This is a genomic window from Mycobacterium sp. EPa45, assembly GCF_001021385.1.
Classification (GTDB): domain Bacteria; phylum Actinomycetota; class Actinomycetes; order Mycobacteriales; family Mycobacteriaceae; genus Mycobacterium.
In genome coordinates, this window is record NZ_CP011773.1 from 1,448,841 (window position 1) to 1,466,401 (window position 17,561).

17 protein-coding genes are annotated in these 17,561 nt (G+C 66.2%); 12 read left to right on the top strand and 5 right to left on the bottom strand.

Annotation, left to right across the window (positions count from 1 at the left end; all coding sequences use genetic code 11):
• The first annotated feature begins 2 nt into the window (after positions 1 to 2).
• Positions 3 to 1,382 (top strand): glutamate decarboxylase, encoded by a 1,380-nt coding sequence (locus AB431_RS06835; RefSeq protein ID WP_047329296.1) that lies wholly within the window; start codon positions 3 to 5, stop codon positions 1,380 to 1,382.
• Entirely contained in the window at positions 1,382 to 1,879 is a 498-nt protein-coding gene (locus tag AB431_RS06840) for a nitroreductase/quinone reductase family protein (protein ID WP_047329297.1), read from the top strand. The genes AB431_RS06835 and AB431_RS06840 overlap by 1 nt, the downstream gene beginning before the upstream one ends.
• Here the strand turns inward: AB431_RS06840 and AB431_RS06845 are convergent.
• Positions 1,860 to 4,316, bottom strand: coding sequence for an FAD-dependent oxidoreductase (locus AB431_RS06845; protein WP_047329298.1), 2,457 nt, complete (start codon positions 4,314 to 4,316; stop codon positions 1,860 to 1,862). The two genes, AB431_RS06840 and AB431_RS06845, sit on opposite strands and share 20 nt — an antisense overlap.
• Positions 4,317 to 4,342: 26 nt before the next feature.
• A complete protein-coding gene (locus tag AB431_RS06850; RefSeq protein WP_047329299.1) occupies positions 4,343 to 5,263 on the bottom strand; it encodes a phosphotransferase in 921 nt (306 codons plus the stop codon).
• Positions 5,264 to 5,343: 80 nt separating this feature from the next.
• On the opposite strand from AB431_RS06850, the gene AB431_RS06855 reads away from it, so the two are divergent.
• Positions 5,344 to 6,069, top strand: a complete 726-nt coding sequence (locus AB431_RS06855; RefSeq protein ID WP_235435844.1) for an HAD family phosphatase — start codon at positions 5,344 to 5,346, stop codon at positions 6,067 to 6,069.
• Here the strand turns inward: AB431_RS06855 and AB431_RS06860 are convergent.
• Both AB431_RS06860 and AB431_RS06865 read right to left on the bottom strand, forming a co-directional pair.
• Positions 6,066 to 7,289 (bottom strand): HNH endonuclease signature motif containing protein, encoded by a 1,224-nt coding sequence (locus tag AB431_RS06860; RefSeq protein WP_047329300.1) that lies wholly within the window; start codon positions 7,287 to 7,289, stop codon positions 6,066 to 6,068. The genes AB431_RS06855 and AB431_RS06860 overlap by 4 nt on opposite strands.
• A gap of 47 nt (positions 7,290 to 7,336) precedes the next feature.
• Positions 7,337 to 8,152, bottom strand: a complete 816-nt coding sequence (locus tag AB431_RS06865) for a GntR family transcriptional regulator (protein ID WP_052960223.1) — start codon at positions 8,150 to 8,152, stop codon at positions 7,337 to 7,339.
• A gap of 95 nt (positions 8,153 to 8,247) precedes the next feature.
• On the opposite strand from AB431_RS06865, the gene alr reads away from it, so the two are divergent.
• The 9 genes from alr to groL all read left to right on the top strand — a co-directional run bounded on the left by alr (position 8,248) and on the right by groL (position 16,437).
• A complete protein-coding gene (gene alr / locus AB431_RS06870) occupies positions 8,248 to 9,435 on the top strand; it encodes an alanine racemase (protein ID WP_144418211.1) in 1,188 nt (395 codons plus the stop codon).
• Positions 9,425 to 10,624 (top strand): alpha/beta fold hydrolase, encoded by a 1,200-nt coding sequence (locus tag AB431_RS06875; protein WP_082135576.1) that lies wholly within the window; start codon positions 9,425 to 9,427, stop codon positions 10,622 to 10,624. Before alr ends, AB431_RS06875 begins: the two co-directional genes overlap by 11 nt.
• Positions 10,617 to 11,090 carry a tRNA (adenosine(37)-N6)-threonylcarbamoyltransferase complex ATPase subunit type 1 TsaE gene (gene tsaE / locus AB431_RS06880; protein WP_047329302.1) on the top strand — a complete coding sequence of 158 codons (474 nt, stop codon included), beginning with the start codon at positions 10,617 to 10,619 and terminating at the stop codon, positions 11,088 to 11,090. The genes AB431_RS06875 and tsaE overlap by 8 nt, the downstream gene beginning before the upstream one ends.
• Complete coding sequence (gene tsaB, locus AB431_RS06885) at positions 11,087 to 11,725, top strand: tRNA (adenosine(37)-N6)-threonylcarbamoyltransferase complex dimerization subunit type 1 TsaB (protein ID WP_047329303.1); 639 nt, start codon at positions 11,087 to 11,089, stop codon at positions 11,723 to 11,725. The genes tsaE and tsaB overlap by 4 nt, the downstream gene beginning before the upstream one ends.
• A complete protein-coding gene (gene rimI / locus AB431_RS06890; protein WP_047329304.1) occupies positions 11,722 to 12,180 on the top strand; it encodes a ribosomal protein S18-alanine N-acetyltransferase in 459 nt (152 codons plus the stop codon). The genes tsaB and rimI overlap by 4 nt, the downstream gene beginning before the upstream one ends.
• Positions 12,177 to 13,217: a tRNA (adenosine(37)-N6)-threonylcarbamoyltransferase complex transferase subunit TsaD gene (tsaD, locus tag AB431_RS06895; protein WP_047329305.1), complete on the top strand. Its 1,041-nt coding sequence runs from the start codon at positions 12,177 to 12,179 to the stop codon at positions 13,215 to 13,217. Before rimI ends, tsaD begins: the two co-directional genes overlap by 4 nt.
• On the top strand, positions 13,217 to 14,242 hold the full coding sequence (locus AB431_RS06900; RefSeq protein ID WP_047329306.1) for an alpha/beta fold hydrolase: 1,026 nt from the start codon (positions 13,217 to 13,219) through the stop codon (positions 14,240 to 14,242). Before tsaD ends, AB431_RS06900 begins: the two co-directional genes overlap by 1 nt.
• Positions 14,243 to 14,423: 181 nt before the next feature.
• Complete coding sequence (gene groES / locus AB431_RS06905; protein WP_036346100.1) at positions 14,424 to 14,726, top strand: co-chaperone GroES; 303 nt, start codon at positions 14,424 to 14,426, stop codon at positions 14,724 to 14,726.
• Between the two features lie 85 nt (positions 14,727 to 14,811).
• Positions 14,812 to 16,437 carry a chaperonin GroEL gene (gene groL, locus AB431_RS06910; RefSeq protein ID WP_047329307.1) on the top strand — a complete coding sequence of 542 codons (1,626 nt, stop codon included), beginning with the start codon at positions 14,812 to 14,814 and terminating at the stop codon, positions 16,435 to 16,437.
• A 174-nt stretch (positions 16,438 to 16,611) separates the two neighbouring features.
• Here groL and AB431_RS06915 read toward each other — a convergent pair whose 3' ends face one another.
• Positions 16,612 to 17,394, bottom strand: coding sequence for an alpha/beta hydrolase (locus tag AB431_RS06915; RefSeq protein ID WP_047329308.1), 783 nt, complete (start codon positions 17,392 to 17,394; stop codon positions 16,612 to 16,614).
• Positions 17,395 to 17,561: the final 167 nt, after the last annotated feature.

Sequence of the window (17,561 nt, forward strand, 5' to 3'; positions counted from 1 at the left end):
CCGTGCCCCACGTCAAATACCGATCCCCGTCGATCGCACCGGCATACACCGGACGTCTGTCCACCGACCCGATCCCGTCGCTGAGGCTGCCCGACGAAGCGATGGAACCCACTGCGGCATACCGATTCATCCACGACGAGCTGATGCTCGACGGCAGCTCTCGGCTCAACCTCGCTACGTTCGTCACCACCTGGATGGACCCCGAGGCCGAGAAGCTGATGGCCGAGACGTTCGACAAGAATATGATCGACAAGGACGAATACCCAGCCACCGCGGCCATCGAATCACGCTGTGTGGCAATGGTTGCCGATCTGTTCCACGCCGAGAACCTTCGTGACGACGATGCCGCCACCGCGGTCGGGGTCTCCACCATCGGGTCGTCGGAGGCGGTGATGCTCGGCGGGTTGGCCCTGAAGTGGCGCTGGAAGGCCCGGGTCGGGGATAAGTGGAAAACCCGCACCCCCAACCTGGTGATGGGCTCCAACGTGCAGGTGGTGTGGGAGAAGTTCTGCCGTTACTTCGAGGTCGAGCCGCGCTACCTGCCGATGGCCGAAGACCGCTACGTCATCACCCCCGAGCAGGTCCTTGACTACGTCGACGAGGACACCATCGGTGTCGTGGGCATCCTGGGCACCACCTACACCGGTGAACTGGAGCCGATCGCCGACATCTGTGCGGCCCTGGACAAACTGCAGAAGGAGAAGGGACTCGACATCCCGGTCCACGTCGACGCGGCCAGCGGCGGCTTCGTGGTGCCGTTCCTGCACCCGGACATCAAGTGGGACTTCCGGTTACCGCGCGTGGCGTCGATCAACGTCAGCGGCCACAAGTACGGGCTGACCTATCCGGGCATCGGATTCGTGGTGTGGCGCAACGCCGATTGCCTACCAGAAGAGCTGGTGTTCCGGGTCAACTACCTCGGCGGTGACATGCCGACCTTCACGCTGAACTTCTCCCGGCCCGGCAATCAGGTGGTCGGCCAGTACTACAACTTCCTGCGGCTGGGCCGGGCCGGTTATACCCATGTGATGCAATGCCTTTCCGGGACGGCACGGTGGCTGTCCGACCAGCTGGAGGCTTGTCAGCACTTCGAGGTGATCTCGGACGGCTCGGCGATCCCGGTGGTGGCGTTCCGGCTCAAGGGTGACCTCGGCTACACCGAGTTCGACGTGTCAGCAGCGCTGCGCTCCTACGGCTGGCAGGTGCCCGCCTACACCATGCCTGATGGCGCGGAGAACATCTCGGTCCTGCGCGTGGTGGTCCGTGAAGGCTTCTCCGCCGATCTGGCCCGCTCGCTGTGGGCGGACCTCAACGCCGTGCTCGGCCACCTCGACGCGATCCAGCCCGAGGGTCACTTCACACAGGAACACTTCGCGCACTGATGGCCGACTCCGACGCTGCTGCAATACGCGCTGACCGTGCCGCCTGGGCGGCGCAACACCTTGCGACCTATCTGGAATCCGGCGGGACGCGCGGACATGTCCTCGACTTGAGCGAGGTGGGTGGTCGCACGTTCACTACCCACTGCCTGCTCCGCTACACCGGACGCAAGTCGGGTCAGCACTACATCAAGCCGTTGATCTACGGCAATGCCGGCGGTGAGGTCGTGATTGTCGCGTCGAAAGGTGGCGCGGACAGTCATCCGGAGTGGTATCTGAACGTCCTGGCCAGCGAGACGCTCGAGGTGCAGATTGCAACGGAGGCTTTCGAAGCCGCGTGGCGCGAACCGCAGGGCGATGAGCGGCATCAGGTGTGGGAGTACATGTGCCACCTGTATCCGCCCTACATCGCGTATCAGCAGTCCACGAGTCGGCGCATTCCGCTGGTGATGTTGAGTCTGCTCAGGCCGATAGCGACGTTCAGCGCACCCGCTGATTAGCCGGGTCGTAGATCGGCTTGAGCGACACCGTGATCGGGTAGGTCTCGCCGCCGACGTTGACGGCGTAGGAACCGGCCCGCACCCAGTCAGCTGTGACGACGGCGTGGTCGGGCGCCCGGACATAACCCAGCCCGACGCACGCGCCGGTGGTGGCGCCCCATGCCGCCGAGCTGACCTGCCCGGCGATGGCGCCGTCGCGCAGGATCAGCTCGCCACCCCACAGCATCGGCTCGGCCGAGTCGACGGCGAAGCTCACCAGCCGCTTACGCGCGCCTTCGGCCTTCATTTTCTCCACCGCCGCGCGGCCGAGGAAGTCGATGTCGGAGGAGAGTTTGCAGGCGAACAGCAGACCGGCCTCGACCGGACTGTCGTTGGGGGTGAGTTCCCGGCCGAACGCCCGATAACCCTTCTCCAGCCGCATCGACTCGATCGCGTAGTAACCGCCGCGGGCGATGCCGAAGCTCTCACCGGTAGCCACGAGGTCCTCGTAGACACCCACTGCGAACTCGGTGGGAACGTAGAGCTCCCAACCCAGTTCACCGACGTAGGTGATACGCGTCGCCCGCACCGTGGCATAGCCCAGTGAGATCATCTGGCTGGTGCCGAACGGGAACGCGGCATCGGACAGGTCGGCGTCGGTGAGCTCGCTGAGCAACTCTCGCGACTTCGGGCCCATCACGCCGAACACCGCCATCGACGATGTGACGTCGACGAGTTCGGCGTGCGCCCCGGGCGGCATGTTCTTGCGGATGTGGTCCTTGTCGCGCTCGGTGGTGGCCGCGCTGCTGACGATCAGGTATTCCTGTGGGCCGGTGCGGGTGACGGTGACGTCCGACTCGTAGGTGCCGCGTTCGTTGAGCATGCCGGTGTACACCGACTTGCCAACCGGCACAGCCACATCCGCGCTGCACAGCCACTGCAGTGCCGCCTCGGCTCCCGGACCGGCGAGCACGTACTTGGAGAACGACGTCTGGTCGAAGACCGTGACCGCGGTTCGGGTGTTGATCTGCTCGGCCGCCGACCAGGGCAGCCAGTTCTGCTTGCCCCACGAGTATTCGATGACCGGCTCGCTGCCCGGCGGAGCGAAGAAATTGGCGCGCTCCCAACCCATCCGGCTGCCGAAGTTCGCGTTCGCTGCGGCGAGCAAATGGTGCACCGGGGAGCGTCGGAACGGTCGTGCCGTCGTCAGCTCGCGGTTGGGCCAGGGGATTTCGTAGTGCACGCCGAGAACCTCGGCCACCCGGTCGTGTAACCAGGCCACGTTGCCGTTGAACGGGGCGAAGCGCCGGATGTCGACGCCGGTGAGATCGGTGGTGGGGGAGCCGTTGACGATCCACTCGGCCAGCGCGCGTCCGGCGCCGCCGGCCGAGGCGATGCCCACCGAGTTGAATCCCGCGCCGACGAAGAAGTTCGAGCACTCGGGTGCCTCGCCGAGGATGAACTGATTGTCCGGGGTGAAACTCTCCGGGCCGTTGTACAGCTTCTTCAGCCCGGTGTGCTCCAGTGCCGGAATCCGCAGCAGCGCGTTGTCCATCAGAATCTCGAAGTGCTCCCAGTCCTCGTCGAGCAGCTGGAACTCGAAGGGGTAGGGGATCTTGTCGGGCGCCACCCACGGCTTGGCCTCCGGCTCGAAGCCACCGATGACCAACCCGCCGACTTCCTCCTTGAAGTAGGTGTAGCCGTCGGGATCTCGCAGGATCGGAAGGTCGGGGTGCACACCGGCGATGGTTTCGGTGACCACATAGAAGTGCTCGGCCGAATACAGCGGCACGTTCACCCCGGCCAGTGCGCCAATGGCTTTGGCCCACTGCCCGGCGCAGTTGACGACGATTTCGGCCTCGATGTCACCGGCATCGGTGCGCACACCGGTCACCCGGTCGCCGGCGGTCAGGACGTCGAGCACGCGGACGTGTTCGAATACCTTGGCACCGCGCTGGCGCGCACCTTTTGCCAACGCCATTGTCAGGTCGGTCGGATTGGCCTTGCCGTCGGCGGGCAACCAGATGGCGCCCACCAGATCGTCGACCCGCATCACCGGGTAGCGTTCGACAGCCTCATCGGGGCTGAGGAGTTCGCAGTCGAGCTGGTACGCCGCCGCGTTCGCCGCCGTGCGGCGCAGCTGGGTCATCCGGTCTTCGCTGCGGGCCACCGTCACCCCGCCGCACTGCTTGTAGCCGGCGCTCAATCCCGTCTCGGCCTCCAGCTCGGCGTACAGCGAGGTGGAGTACTGCACCAGCCTGGTGCCACTTTCCGACGCGCGGAGCTGGCCGACCAAACCGGCTGCGTGCCAGGTGGTTCCGCACGACAGCTGACCCTGCTCGAGCAACACGACATCGGTGCGGCCCAGCTTGGTGAGGTGGTAGGCGACGCTGGTGCCGATGACGCCGCCGCCGATGATGACGATCTGGGCGCGGTCGGGCAATGATGGGAGCGACATGGGTTCCTATGGGTTCCTATCCGTCGTCAGTCGGGTGCCTGGGCATCAGCGAGCAGGCGCGGGAAATCGGGTCCGCGGAATTCGGCGACCGCGGATTCGTAGCGTTCCATCGCCCATTCCCAGAAATCGAAATCCAATGTGCTGATGCCATTTTGGATACAGCCCCACAAAGTCCAGCCGTACTTGCCGATGATGCCCTGCAGGCGGGCCCGTGCGGTCTTGTGCCGCAACCGGCGGCCGTAGTACAGGCTGACCAATTCGTCGAGCTGGTCCGTGGACAACCCGCACTCGGCCCAGATGTTGCCGAGTTCGAAACAGGGGTCGTTGTTCCCGGAGTACTCGTAGTCGATCAGCCAGACCTTGCTGCCGTTGTCGACGAAATTGCCGGCTAGCAGGTCGTTGTTACACGGAACGGTCACGTGTTCGTCGGGCCCGAGAATGCGCTTCACCGCCTGGAACTCGCGTGTGAAGTACATATAGTCGGTCGGTATCAGGAACCCGCGCTCCTGAACCACCTTCAAATAAGCGGGTTGGCGCTCGAACATGTTGAAGCGGTCGCGGAACCGTGGACCGGCGTGCAGTGTGCGGCAACCCTCGGCGACGCGGGCCAGCACGTCGGGACGCTGCAGGTCGGTGTTGGTCAAGGTGTTGCCCTCGAGGAAGCCGACCAGCAGGATGCCGAGATCGGGTCGGTAGTCGATCACCGGTGCCCCGACGCCGGCCTGCTGGGCAGCCTTGCTGTTGTAGTACTCGTTGTCGCGGTCGATGCCGAGCAGGCTGGTGGCATTGATGCTGCAGCGAGCGACGTAAATGCCTGCCGGAGTTGTGATCTTGATGTTGCGGTTGGTCAGACCGCCGGAAAGTTCCTCGAGTTCGCGCGGTTGCCCGGCCAATGCCGGCAGTTGATCCAGCAGCGCGTCCAGTTCCGGATCGGAATTGAACGGCATGATGCATCCTTGCGCAGAGAGTAAATGTGTCGCGCCTAAAAGACTAGACTATTGACTTGTGGCGGCGCTAATGTTCGGCCGTGCCGTCATATCAGGATGCCCGTCTGGCCCGCGAGATAATCAGCGACTGGGCGGGTGCCCGGCGGCCTGCGGTGATCTTCGACTTCAACGGAACGCTGTCCGACGACGAGCCGGTGTTGTTCCGCATCTTCAGCGAGCTGTTCGCCGAGCATCTGGACTGGTCGATGACGCAGCAGGATTATGACCAGCATCTGTTGGGCCACAGCGACCGCGAGATCGTCGAGAAAGCGCTGGAGATGGCCGGCGCCGAAGGGCTCGACATCGACCAGTTGCTCGAACTACGCAAGCGCCGCTACCGCGAACTCGTCGCCGACGACAACCCGATCCGGCCCGACACGGTGCGGCTGGTGCAGCTGCTGGCTGACCACGATGTGCCGATGGCCATCGTTACCGGGGCGCAGCGCGACGACGTCCGTGCCGTCCTGGAAAGCAGCCCGGTCGGTGAGCTGATCCGGGTGGTCGTCACCGAGGAAGACGTCGCCCGCGGGAAGCCGGATCCGGAAGGCTTCCTGGCTGGCGCTAGCCAATTAGATTGTGCGCCAGAGCAGATCGTGGTCTTCGAAGACTCGGTACCGGGTGTGCGCGGCGCCCTCGCGGCCGGAATGCGCTGCATCGCCGTTGCCGTCGAGCCCAGTGCCGAGCTGGCAGCAGTGGCACCGGCCATCGTCGAGCGGCTGTCTCCACACCTCATAAAGCCCGTCCTGCCGTTACTGCTCAGACGCTAGTTGTCAGGCGGCGGTTGTGGTTCGAAGGGGTGGTACCACTTCCATTGGGCGCGTTCGCCGATCGGCCCCGGACACGGCGGGACATCCGGTGGTGGGTTGTTCGGCGGGCGCGCTAGCGACTGTGACGTGAGTGGTTCGCCATCGCTGTCGGTGACGGTCAGCTGATGGGCGGGTCCGCTGATGGTGATGTCGCCGCGGTGGTGTGCCCGGTGGTGATACGGACACAACAGCACCAGGTTGTGCAATTCGGTGGGCCCGCCGTTTTCCCAGTGCTGGATGTGATGGGCGTGCAGTCCGCGTGTTGCGCCGCAGCCGGGGACCGCGCATGTGGCGTCGCGATGTTCGAGCGCGCGGCGGAGCCGCCGGTTGATGGTCCGGGTGGTGCGACCGGCGCCGATCGGTTGGCCGTCGCGTTCGAACCAGACTTCACAGGTGGCGTCGCAGGTCAGGTATTGGCGGTCGGCATCGGACAGCAGTGGGCCCAAATGGAGCGCAGCAATCCGCTGCTCGACATCGACATGCATGACCACCGTGGTGCGTTGCCCGTGCGGCCGTTGCACCACGTCGGCGTCCCAGCCGGCCTCGACCAGGCTCATGAACGCGTCCACTGTATTCGGCAGTGGCGGCGGGGTTTCCGCCGTCTCGTGCTCGCGCTGGTATTCGGCGATGAGACTGTCGTGGTGAGACTGTAGTGCAGCCTCGACTGTCGCGGCCTCGTCGGCGGGCACGGTGATACGCCACGTGGTGGACTCGTCGCGAACGGTTTTGCGCACTGATCGTGGCGGGTCGGGTTGCGGACCAGGCTTGGGTGGCCGGGGTTCGAGCTTGATGGCTTTGCGCAGCTGGCTGACTGTCGCAACAGAGGCCAGCTGTGCGTAGTGCTCATCGGAGCCGTCGGCGGCTCGTTCGGCGATGACGCCGACCTGATCCACCGACAGCCGTCCCTCACGCAGCGCTTGGGTGCAAAGCGGGAACTCGGGAAGTCGGTGCGCCACAGCAGAAATCGTCTTGGCGGTGGTCGATGAAGTGCCCAACTTCCAAGCCACTACCGCGGCGACGGAACGTGCACCGGTCATGCCGCAGAGATTGCCGTGCTCCAGCTCGGCGACGAGTTCCACGATGCGCCCGTCGATCGCATTGCGCTGACCGGCCAGCTCCGCAAGCTCCTCGAACAACACCTCGAGGCGTTCCTTCGGGCTGAGCGCCACGGTCGACGACATACTGCCATCATGGCGGAAGGGTCCGACAAGTTTGGGTCGCGGCGGTGCTAGGACGCCGGCGAGGTCTCCACTTTGGCGTCGGGCCCGCGGTCGAGGCCGGACTTCACCCGGATGCGGGTGCGGTCCGAGCGGAAGTAGTCGTAGGAGAACTCCACCGGAACGTCGTTGCCGTCGTACGCCGTTCGCGTCACCAGCAGCAACGGATCGCCGACCGCCACGCCCAGCAGCTCGGCCGAGGACTCACCGGCCGGTACCGCCTCGATGTGTTCATCGGCCGAATACAGCGGGGTGTCGAACTCGTCGGCCATCAGCGCGTATATCGAGCCGGTCAGGTCGGCGGCCAGCAGTCCCGGGAAGCGGGTGGCCGGCAGATAGGTCTCCTCGATCAACACCGGCGTGTTGTTGGCCGACCGCATGCGCACGATCTTGTAGACCTGAGCGCCCCGCTTGAGGTGCAGTGCTTGGCGCACGACAGCCGTCGCCGGACGGGTGGCAGCGCCGATCACCCGTGCGCCCGCGGCCATGTCCAGCCTGCGCAGCTGCTCGGTGAATCCCGGAAGGCCGGTGTGGTCGAACTCCAGCCGCGGCGTCTCGACGAAGTTGCCCCCGAACCGCCCCCGGCTGCGTCGGATGAGTCCCTTGGCTTCAATGGCCGCCAGGGCCTGGCGCAGCGTCATCCGGCTCACGCCCAGCGCTCCGGCGATCTCGACCTCGGCCGGCAACTTGTCGCCCGGCGTCAGCCGCCCGGAGATGATCAGCTTCTCCAGCCAGGTGGCGATCCGCGAGTGCGCCGGGCCCTCGGAGGTCTCGCCCAGGTCCGGCCGCTCGGCCAGCACGGCGTCGTCCATCGACAGCACCCGCATACTGCCGACTCTACCGCCCCTTCAGCGATGAAAGGACAGGTCAGCGCCCTATGCGGGGCCTCGTGTCGGTTTCTGGGACAATTGGCCGTGGTGACATGACTATGCACACGACTCCGTTGACCTCGTCGACGCACACCCAGGTTTGGCGCCCCGGCGCCGAAGCGATCATCGATCTCGGGGCGATCGCCCACAACGTGCGTGTTCTGCGTGAGCACGCAGGCTCCGCCCAGGTGATGGCGGTCGTCAAAGCCGACGCCTACGGCCACGGCGCCGTACCGGCCGGTCAGGCGGCCGTCGACGCCGGCGCGGCCGAGTTGGGTGTGGCCACCATCGACGAGGCGCTGGCGCTACGTCGCGGCGGCATCACGGCACCGGTCTTGGCCTGGTTGCACCCGCCGGGAACCGACTTCGCCCCGGCGCTGTCGGCCGACGTCGGAGTCGCCGTGTCCTCGGTGCTTCAGGTCGGAGCGGTGCTCGACGCCGTCGAACGCACAGGCCGCACGGCTGAGGTCACTGTCAAGGTCGACACCGGGCTCAATCGCAACGGGGTCAGCGCCGCGGACTACCCGGCCCTGCTGACCGAACTACAGCGTGGGGTTGCCGCCGACGCGGTCCGGCTGCGCGGCATCATGTCGCACCTGGCCAACGGTGACGTCCCCGATGATCCGCTGAATGATCTTCAGGCACAACGATTTACCGACATGATTGCCGAAGCCCGCTCACGGGGAATCACCTTCGACGTTGCGCACCTGTCCAACTCGCCGTCGGCGATGACGCGGCCGGATCTGGGCTTCGACATGGTTCGTCCCGGTATCGCGGTGTACGGGCTGAGCCCGATCCCGGAACGCGGTGGTATGGGATTGCGCCCGGCGATGACGTTGAGATGCACCGTTGCGATGGTCAAACCGGTCAAAGCCGGCGACGGAGTGTCCTACGGGCACACCTGGATCGCCGAGCGGGACACCAACCTGGCGCTGCTGCCGGTGGGTTACGCCGACGGGCTGTATCGCACACTCGGCGGCCGCATCGACGTCCTGATCAACGGTCGGTTGCGTCGCAGCGTCGGCCGGGTGTGCATGGACCAGTTCGTCGTCGATCTCGGCCCCGGCGACCCCGACGCCGCCGAGGGCGACGAGGCAATCCTGTTCGGCCCCGGCGCGTCCGGCGAACCGACCGCTCAAGATTGGGCCGACCTGCTCGGCACGATCCACTACGAGGTAGTCACCAGCCCGCGCGGACGGGTCGTGCGCACCTACCGGGAGGCCGCCGCCGATGGGCAGTGACGAGCGGGTGAACCCCAAGCCGCGCGGCATCGACGGACGGCTGGCGCGCCGGGCCGAAAAGAGCGCTGAGCGGCTGGCCCGCAAGGCCGAGCATCCCGGCCTCGGCGTGGGCAAGCGAGCCGGTCTGCTTGCCGGAGTCGCCGGGCTCGGCGCGGTCGGAACCGTCGCCGGTGTCTCGGCCGCCCGCGCGCTCGGGCACCGGTCCGCAGTCGAAGACATCTACGAGCGTGAGGATTTCGGACTGCTTCACGCCGACCGCGGTTGTGTGGTCACCACCCCCGACGGCATCCCGCTGGTGGTGCGCGAGGTCGGACCGACCACCGCCCCGCTGACGGTGGTGTTCGCCCATGGCTTCTGCCTGCAGATGGGATCGTTTCACTTTCAGCGCGCGGCGCTGGCGGACCGCTGGGGCGATCAGGTCAGGATGGTGTTCTACGACCAGCGTGGGCACGGTCAGTCCAGCCCCGCACCGGTCGAGACCTACACGGTGGAACAGCTGGGCAAGGATCTGGAAACGATTCTGCAAGTGATGGTTCCGCGTGGTCCCGTCGTGCTCGTCGGGCACTCGATGGGCGGCATGACGGTGCTCTCGCACGCCCGCCAGTTCCCCAAGCACTATGGCACCCGCATCGTCGGCGCGGCGCTGATCTCCTCGGCCGCCGAAGGCCTGTCCCGTTCACCGCTCGGCGAGATCCTGCAGAACCCCGCACTGGAAGCGGTGCGCTTCGCGGCTCGGTACGCGCCCAAGCTCGTCCACCGCACCCGCGGTGCGGCGCGCGCCGTCATCCGTCCCATCCTGCGGGCCGCGTCCTACGGCGACGACCAGATGAGCCCGCGTGTTGTCGCGTACTCCGAGGAGATGATTCACGACACGCCGATCGCCACGCTGGTGGAGTTCCTGCACGCCTTGGAAGTTCACGACGAGAGCGCGGCGCTTCCGGTGCTGGCCCGGATCCCGACGCTGATCGCTTGTGGTGATCACGACGTGCTGACCCCGATGGTGCACTCCGAGGAAATGGCGGACGTGCTGCCGGACAGTGATCTGCTGATAGTCGGGGGCGCAGGTCATCTGGTGCAGCTCGAGCGGCCCGAGCTGATCAACGATGGGCTCGTAGAGCTCGTCGAACGTGCGACTCCGTCGAAACTGGTGGCTTTGGCCCGGCGGCTCAAGGACCGGACCCGTGGATAGCACGCAGGTACAGAGCGGCACGCGTGAGCTGCCCACCGTCGAGGACACCATCGCGCTGGGCGAACAGCTCGGCCGACAACTTCGGGCCGGTGACGTCGTCGTGCTGTCCGGACCGCTCGGAGCGGGAAAGACCGCTCTCACCAAGGGGATCGCGCTCGGCATGGATGTCGAGGGCCCGGTGACCTCACCGACGTTCGTACTGGCACGGGTGCACCGCGCGCGCCGGCCCGGTGGCCCGGAACTGGTACATGTCGACGTCTATCGGTTGCTCGAACACACCGGCGCCGACCTGTTGGCCGAACTCGATTCGCTGGACCTCGACGCCGACCTTGAGGATGCCGTCGTGGTGGTCGAGTGGGGCGAAGGTCTGGCTGAGCGGCTGTCGGAGAACCACCTCGACATCCGACTCGAGCGCGCCGCTGACAGCGACGTGCGCACCGCGATCTGGCAGTGGAATCACGGATGATTCGCAATATCTTGGTCATCGACACCGCCACGCCGGCAGTCACGGCGGCGGTGGTGGTGCGTGAGCGTGGCATCGAGGTGGCCGGTGAGCGGATCACGCTCGACGCGCGCGCCCACGCCGAGACGCTGACCCCGAATGTGGTGATGGCGGTCGCCGACGCCCGGCTGACCATGGCCGCCCTGGATGCCGTCGTCGTCGGTTGCGGCCCAGGACCTTTCACCGGGTTGCGGGTGGGGATGGCCACCGCCGCGGCCTACGGACACGCGTTGAACATCCCGGTGCACGGGGTGTGCAGCCTGGACGCCATCGGCCTTCACACCACCGGCGAGGTCCTGGTCGTCACCGATGCTCGTCGCCGTGAGGTGTACTGGGCGCGGTACGCCGACGGAACGCGGCTCGAGGGCCCCGATGTCGCCGCGCCCGCCGACGTTTCGGTCGGCGACGCCGCGGCGGTGGCCGGATCACCGGAACACGCCGCGCTCTTCGGCCTGCCCGTCGTCGGGCCGGCTTACCCGACGGCGACGGGTCTGGTTGCCGCCGTTGCAGATTTGGATGCCGAACCCGAGCCGCTGGTTCCGCTGTACCTCCGTCGCCCGGACGCGAAGACGCTCGCGGAACGCGGGGTCCTGCGATGAACGTCCGCTACGGCCCGCTGCAGGAGGCCGACGCCGCTCGCTGCGCCGAGCTGGAGAACATGTTGTTCGACGGCGACGATCCCTGGCCGGACTTCGCATTCGTGCGTGAGCTGGCCGTTCCGCACAATCGTTATGTCGCAGCGCGGGTGGACGACAAGCTGGTCGGCTACGCCGGGATATCGCGCCTGGGCCGGATTCCGCCGTTCGAATACGAGATCCACACCGTCGGAGTCGATCCCGCCTACCAGGGTCAGGGTATCGGTCGGCAGATGATGGTCGAGCTGCTCAGCGAGGTCGGCCCGAAGTCGACGGTGTTCCTGGAGGTCCGCACCGACAACGCGCCGGCGATCGCGCTCTACACCAGCCTTGGTTTCGCGAAAGTTGGTGTGCGTAAACGTTATTACCGGGTCAGCGGCGCTGATGCCTACACCATGCGACGGGATCCCACACCATGATTGTGCTCGCCCTCGAAAGCTCTTGTGACGAAACCGGAGTCGGGATCGCTCGCCTCGACGACAACGGCACCGTCACGCTGCTGGCCGATGAGGTGGCCTCCAGCGTCGACGAGCACACCCGATTCGGCGGGGTGGTACCCGAAATCGCGTCCCGCGCCCACCTCGAAGCGCTCGGGCCGACCATGCGCCGGGCCATGCAGGTGGCCGGGATCGGGAAGCCCGATGTCGTTGCGGCCACGATCGGGCCTGGGCTGGCGGGAGCCCTGCTGGTCGGGGTGGCCGCCGCCAAGGCGTACGCCGCGGCGTGGGGCGTTCCGTTCTACGCCGTCAACCACCTGGGTGGACATCTGGCGGCCGATGTCTACGACCACGGTCCGCTGCCGGAATGCGTAGGACTGCTGGTGTCCGGCGGGCACACCCATCTGCTGCACGTGCGATCACTGGGTGAGCCGATCATCGAACTCGGCAGCACCGTCGACGACGCGGCAGGGGAGGCCTACGACAAGGTGGCCAGGCTGCTCGGCCTCGGCTATCCGGGCGGCCGGCCGCTCGATGAACTGGCCCGCACCGGGGATCGAGACGCCATCGTCTTCCCGCGCGGCATGACCGGCCCGCGCGACGAACCGTTCGCGTTCTCGTTCTCCGGGCTCAAGACCGCCGTCGCGCGGTATGTCGAGAGTCATCCCGATGTGGCGACCGCCGACGTAGCCGCCGGGTTCCAGGAGGCTGTCGCCGACGTGCTGACCGCCAAGGCGGTGCGGGCCGCCGCCGAGCTCGGGGTCTCGACGCTGCTGATCGCCGGCGGGGTCGCGGCCAACTCGCGGCTTCGCGAACTGGCCGAAGAGCGTTGTGCCGCAGCCGGTTTGACACTACGGATCCCGCGACCGCGATTGTGCACCGACAATGGGGCGATGATCGCCTCCTTCGCTGCGCACCTCATCGCCGCGGGCGCCGCGCCGTCACCGCTGGACGTGCCCAGCGACCCGGGCCTGCCCGTCATCGCGGGTCAGGTCGCCACCAGCCGAGCCGGTCGCTGATGCACTACGACATCCGGCTGCGTCCCGCGCAGCCGGATACTCCGGGACCCGATGCCTTCACGATCCATCGCGCCGAGGTGCCGCCCAGCCCCGGGCGCGACGGGCTGACGCTGGCCTACGTCCACGAGGGGCCGAAAAGCGGGGCCGGGTACCCGCTGCTTCTGCTGCACGGCTACCCCGAAACCAAGCGGATCTGGTGGCGCAACATCGCCGCACTCGCCGAGGCGGGCTACGAGGTGATCGCCCCGGACCTGCGCGGACATGGAGACTCCGACATGTCACAAGACGACGTCTATGACATCGCGGCCTACAGCCGAGACGTCTACCTGTTGGTCCGCTCCTTGGGTCATGAGCGGTGCGGGGTCGTCGGCGGCGACGTCGGTGGGGTGGTCGCGGTGGACCTGCTGCACCGCTATCCCGGGTTCGTCGAGAAGCTCGTCTTCTTCGACACCGTGCCGCCCCTGGTCTTCGACGACTACATCGCCGCCGGGCTCGACCCGATGAGCATCCTGAGCGACGGCCCGACCGGAGATTACCGCCAACGGCAAGGCGCCGCCCCGGACGAACTGGCCGCCGAACTCGACACGAAAGACAAGCGACGGCGCTACGTGGGGGAGATGTACGGCCACCGACTATGGGCGTCGCCGGGCACGTTCAGTCCCGGCGACGTCGACTTCATGACCGAGCCCTTCGGCAGTGCGGAGCGGCTGCGGGCGGGATGGGCCGTCTACCAGCTGGCGCACGGCCGGCCGGTCAGTGAGCCGCCTATCATGGATCGCAAGGTCGACGTCCCGACCCTGATCCTCTACGGCATGGACGACCATGTCGTCGGCCCGGAGTTCATGCACTTTTGCGAGGTGGCCTTCACCAATCGGACTGGACCCGTCATGCTGCCGGGTGCCGGGCACTTCCTGCAATGGGAACGCGCGGACCTGTTCAACGCGCTGGTCATCGCGTTCTACGGCGACTTACGCGTGCGTCATGAGCTGGGTGAACAGCCCGCGGTGTCCGCTCTGGGCGAATAGGCAGCATGCCACCCTTGAGTGCTAGCACTCGCATGTATAGAGTGCTAGGTGGCTGCGGACAACCCCTGTGCCGGCACCCGCGACGACGGCGCGAGGGCATGGACGTACGCCGAACACCTGGCAATTCCGACTGGTCCGGGCGCCACAGCCCCGGCCGCAAGTTAACTAAGTGGAGGACTCCATCGTGGCCGTGAACATCAAGCCACTCGAGGACAAGATCCTCGTACAGGCCAATGAGGCCGAGACGACCACCGCATCCGGTCTGGTCATCCCGGACACCGCCAAGGAGAAGCCGCAGGAAGGCACCGTCGTCGCAGTTGGCCCCGGCCGCTGGGACGAGGATGGCGAGAAGCGGATTCCCCTGGACGTTGCCGAGGGTGACACCGTCATCTACAGCAAGTACGGCGGCACCGAGATCAAGTACAACGGCGAGGAGTACCTGATCCTGTCCGCCCGCGACGTGCTGGCGGTCGTCAACAAGTAGCAGTCGTGAACCGCCCCGGAGGTCCCCGTATTCGTGCGGGCGGTTTCCGGGGCGGAACGCGCTGGAGCGAAGTCAGGACTGACATATGAGCAAGCAGATTGAGTTCAACGAGACTGCGCGTCGAGCCATGGAGGTCGGCGTCGACAAGCTCGCCGACGCCGTGAAGGTGACGCTGGGTCCGCGCGGTCGCCATGTGGTGCTCGCCAAGTCGTTCGGCGGCCCGACGGTCACCAACGACGGTGTGACCATCGCGCGTGAGATCGAGCTGGAAGATCCGTTCGAGAACCTCGGTGCCCAGCTGGTGAAGTCGGTGGCCACCAAGACCAACGACATCGCCGGCGACGGCACCACCACGGCCACCGTTCTGGCGCAGGCCATCATCAAGAACGGCCTGCGCAACGTGGCCGCGGGTGCCAACCCGATCGCGCTGGGTGTAGGCATTGGCCGCGCGGCCGATGCCGTGTCCGAGGCGCTGCTGGCATCGGCCAAGCAGGTGTCGGACAAGGTCGCCATCGGCCAGGTCGCAACCGTCTCCTCGCGCGACGAGGAGGTCGGCGAGATGGTCGGCGAGGCGATGACCAAGGTCGGCGCCGATGGTGTGGTCAGTGTCGAGGAGTCCTCGACCATGAACACCGAGCTGGAGATCACCGACGGTGTCGGTTTCGACAAGGGCTTCATCTCGGCCTACTTCGTCACCGATTTCGATTCGCAGGAGGCCGTCCTCGAGGACGCGCTGGTGCTGCTGCACCGCGACAAGATCAGCTCGCTGCCTGACCTGCTGCCGTTGCTGGAGAAGGTTGCGCAGGCCGGTAAGCCGTTGCTGATCGTGGCCGAGGACGTCGAGGGTGAGGCGCTGTCGACGCTGGTCGTCAATGCAATTCGCAAGACCCTCAAGGCTGTTGCGGTCAAGGCGCCGTTCTTCGGTGATCGCCGCAAGGCGTTTCTCGACGACCTGGCGGTCGTGACCGGTGGTCAGGTGGTCAACCCCGACATCGGCCTGCTGCTGCGTGAGGTCGGCCTCGAGGTGCTGGGCTCCGCGCGCCGCGTGGTGGTCAGCAAGGACGACACCGTGATCGTCGACGGTGGCGGCACCGCCGAGGCGATCGCCGATCGCGTCAAGCAGCTCAAGAGCGAGATCGAGGCGAGCGACTCCGACTGGGACCGCGAGAAGCTGCAGGAGCGGCTGGCCAAACTGGCCGGCGGTGTTGCGGTGATCAAGGTCGGTGCGGCCACCGAGACCGCGCTCAAGGAGCGCAAGCACCGGGTCGAGGACGCCGTTTCGGCAGCCAAGGCCGCGGTCGAGGAGGGCATCGTCGCCGGCGGCGGCAGTGCTCTGGTCCAGGCCAATGCGGCACTGGATGCGCTGCGCGCAACGGTGTCCGGTGACGAGGCGCTGGGCGTCGAGGTGTTCGCGTCGTCACTGTCGGCTCCGCTGTTCTGGATCGCCACCAACGCCGGTTTCGACGGCGCCGTCGTGGTCAACAAGGTGAGCGAATTGCCGGTCGGACACGGCTTCAACGCCGCGACGCTGACCTACGGCGATCTGATCGCCGACGGTGTGATCGACCCGGTGAAGGTGACCCGCTCCGCGGTGCTCAACGCCGCGTCGGTGGCACGCATGGTTCTCACCACCGAGACCGCTATCGTCGAGAAGCCGGTCGAGGTCGACGAGCATGCCGGCCATGGCCATCACCACGGCCACGCGCACTGACGAGTTCCACGGAAGCACCCCCGGTCCTGTTGGGCCGGGGGTGTTTTCGTTTCGGGTCACATACGCCCGCGCGAGTAACCAAACCCGACCTGGCTGTAGTGACAGCCAGCGTCGTTCAGCGATATGCAGACGGCATTGGCTGCGGCCACGACTTCATGCTGCCCATCAGTTTATTTACTTACCCTGACTTGCCAGCCAGTCATCGATGCGCTCGGCGACAGCCTTCCAGCCGGGCTCGAGCATCATGATGTGTCCCATGTCCGGGAATAGCTCCAGGTCTGCTCGGTAGATTTTCGCCACCGCCGAGGCATCCCCGTCGACTCGCGAGGCGTCATCTCTCGCACCGAGAACAAGCAGTGGGGTTGTTACGAGATCAGGAACGGGCAGCGGATTGACCGTCTGCCGGGCGGCGCGCACACTTTCGGGTTCCAAACGGCTCGCACACGATTCGACAATTGAGTCGGGGGTGTTCGGGCTGAACAGGAACTCACGGACCAATGCCGGTGTGCTGAAGAGGTCCACCGGATTGCCGAATGTGTTGGTAATGAAGACCCGCCACGGGTGCCGGCGAAGAGCTCGCAGTGCCCATCGACGCAATCCCGCTGGCGTGCCGGGGGCCAGCAGGACTGCCGCTGAAACACTCTGTCTTGCAAGGTAGTTCAGTACAACCCAGCATCCCATTGAATGCCCGATGAGTACCGGTGACGAGCTCAAACCCGCCGCTACGGTGTCGACGTCGTCGACGTAGTCCTCGAGCGAGCATGATCTGAGCGGCTGGGACAAACTGCTGGCCCCGTGGCCACGAAGACTCACGGCGACAGCGTGGTAGCCGCTATCGGCGAAGAAATCCAAGAAATGGTCATCCCACACTCCTGCGGCGCTGCAAGCTCCGTGGACGAAAAGCAATGGGAATGGATGCGCGCTCGTAGTCGCACCCTTCTCGATCACTTCTAGCAATGGGCGGCCCTTTCGATCCCCTGGCACCAAAGCGATTTTTGCAGACGGTGCGCGGTCGTCTGGGTCAATTCGTTCCGTTGCCCGACAGACGTACACACTGCCGTGGCTGCACCCCACCACCGCCGATGCAGGCCGCGGCGGCCACGACGGGCACGCCAGTGAGCAAT

Bases quoted from the DNA above. Each gene is read 5' to 3' on its own strand.
- rimI (WP_047329304.1), top strand. From the start codon at position 11,722: ATGAACGTCCGCTACGGCCCGCTGCAGGAGGCCGACGCCGCTCGCTGC.
- alr (WP_144418211.1), top strand. From the start codon at position 8,248: ATGACTATGCACACGACTCCGTTGACCTCGTCGACGCACACCCAGGTT.
- groL (WP_047329307.1), top strand. From the start codon at position 14,812: ATGAGCAAGCAGATTGAGTTCAACGAGACTGCGCGTCGAGCCATGGAG.
- tsaB (WP_047329303.1), top strand. From the start codon at position 11,087: ATGATTCGCAATATCTTGGTCATCGACACCGCCACGCCGGCAGTCACG.
- AB431_RS06850 (WP_047329299.1), bottom strand. From the start codon at position 5,263: ATGCCGTTCAATTCCGATCCGGAACTGGACGCGCTGCTGGATCAACTG.
- AB431_RS06900 (WP_047329306.1), top strand. From the start codon at position 13,217: ATGCACTACGACATCCGGCTGCGTCCCGCGCAGCCGGATACTCCGGGA.
- AB431_RS06845 (WP_047329298.1), bottom strand. From the start codon at position 4,316: ATGTCGCTCCCATCATTGCCCGACCGCGCCCAGATCGTCATCATCGGC.
- AB431_RS06860 (WP_047329300.1), bottom strand. From the start codon at position 7,289: ATGTCGTCGACCGTGGCGCTCAGCCCGAAGGAACGCCTCGAGGTGTTG.
- AB431_RS06875 (WP_082135576.1), top strand. From the start codon at position 9,425: ATGGGCAGTGACGAGCGGGTGAACCCCAAGCCGCGCGGCATCGACGGA.
- AB431_RS06840 (WP_047329297.1), top strand. From the start codon at position 1,382: ATGGCCGACTCCGACGCTGCTGCAATACGCGCTGACCGTGCCGCCTGG.
- tsaD (WP_047329305.1), top strand. From the start codon at position 12,177: ATGATTGTGCTCGCCCTCGAAAGCTCTTGTGACGAAACCGGAGTCGGG.
- AB431_RS06865 (WP_052960223.1), bottom strand. From the start codon at position 8,152: ATGCGGGTGCTGTCGATGGACGACGCCGTGCTGGCCGAGCGGCCGGAC.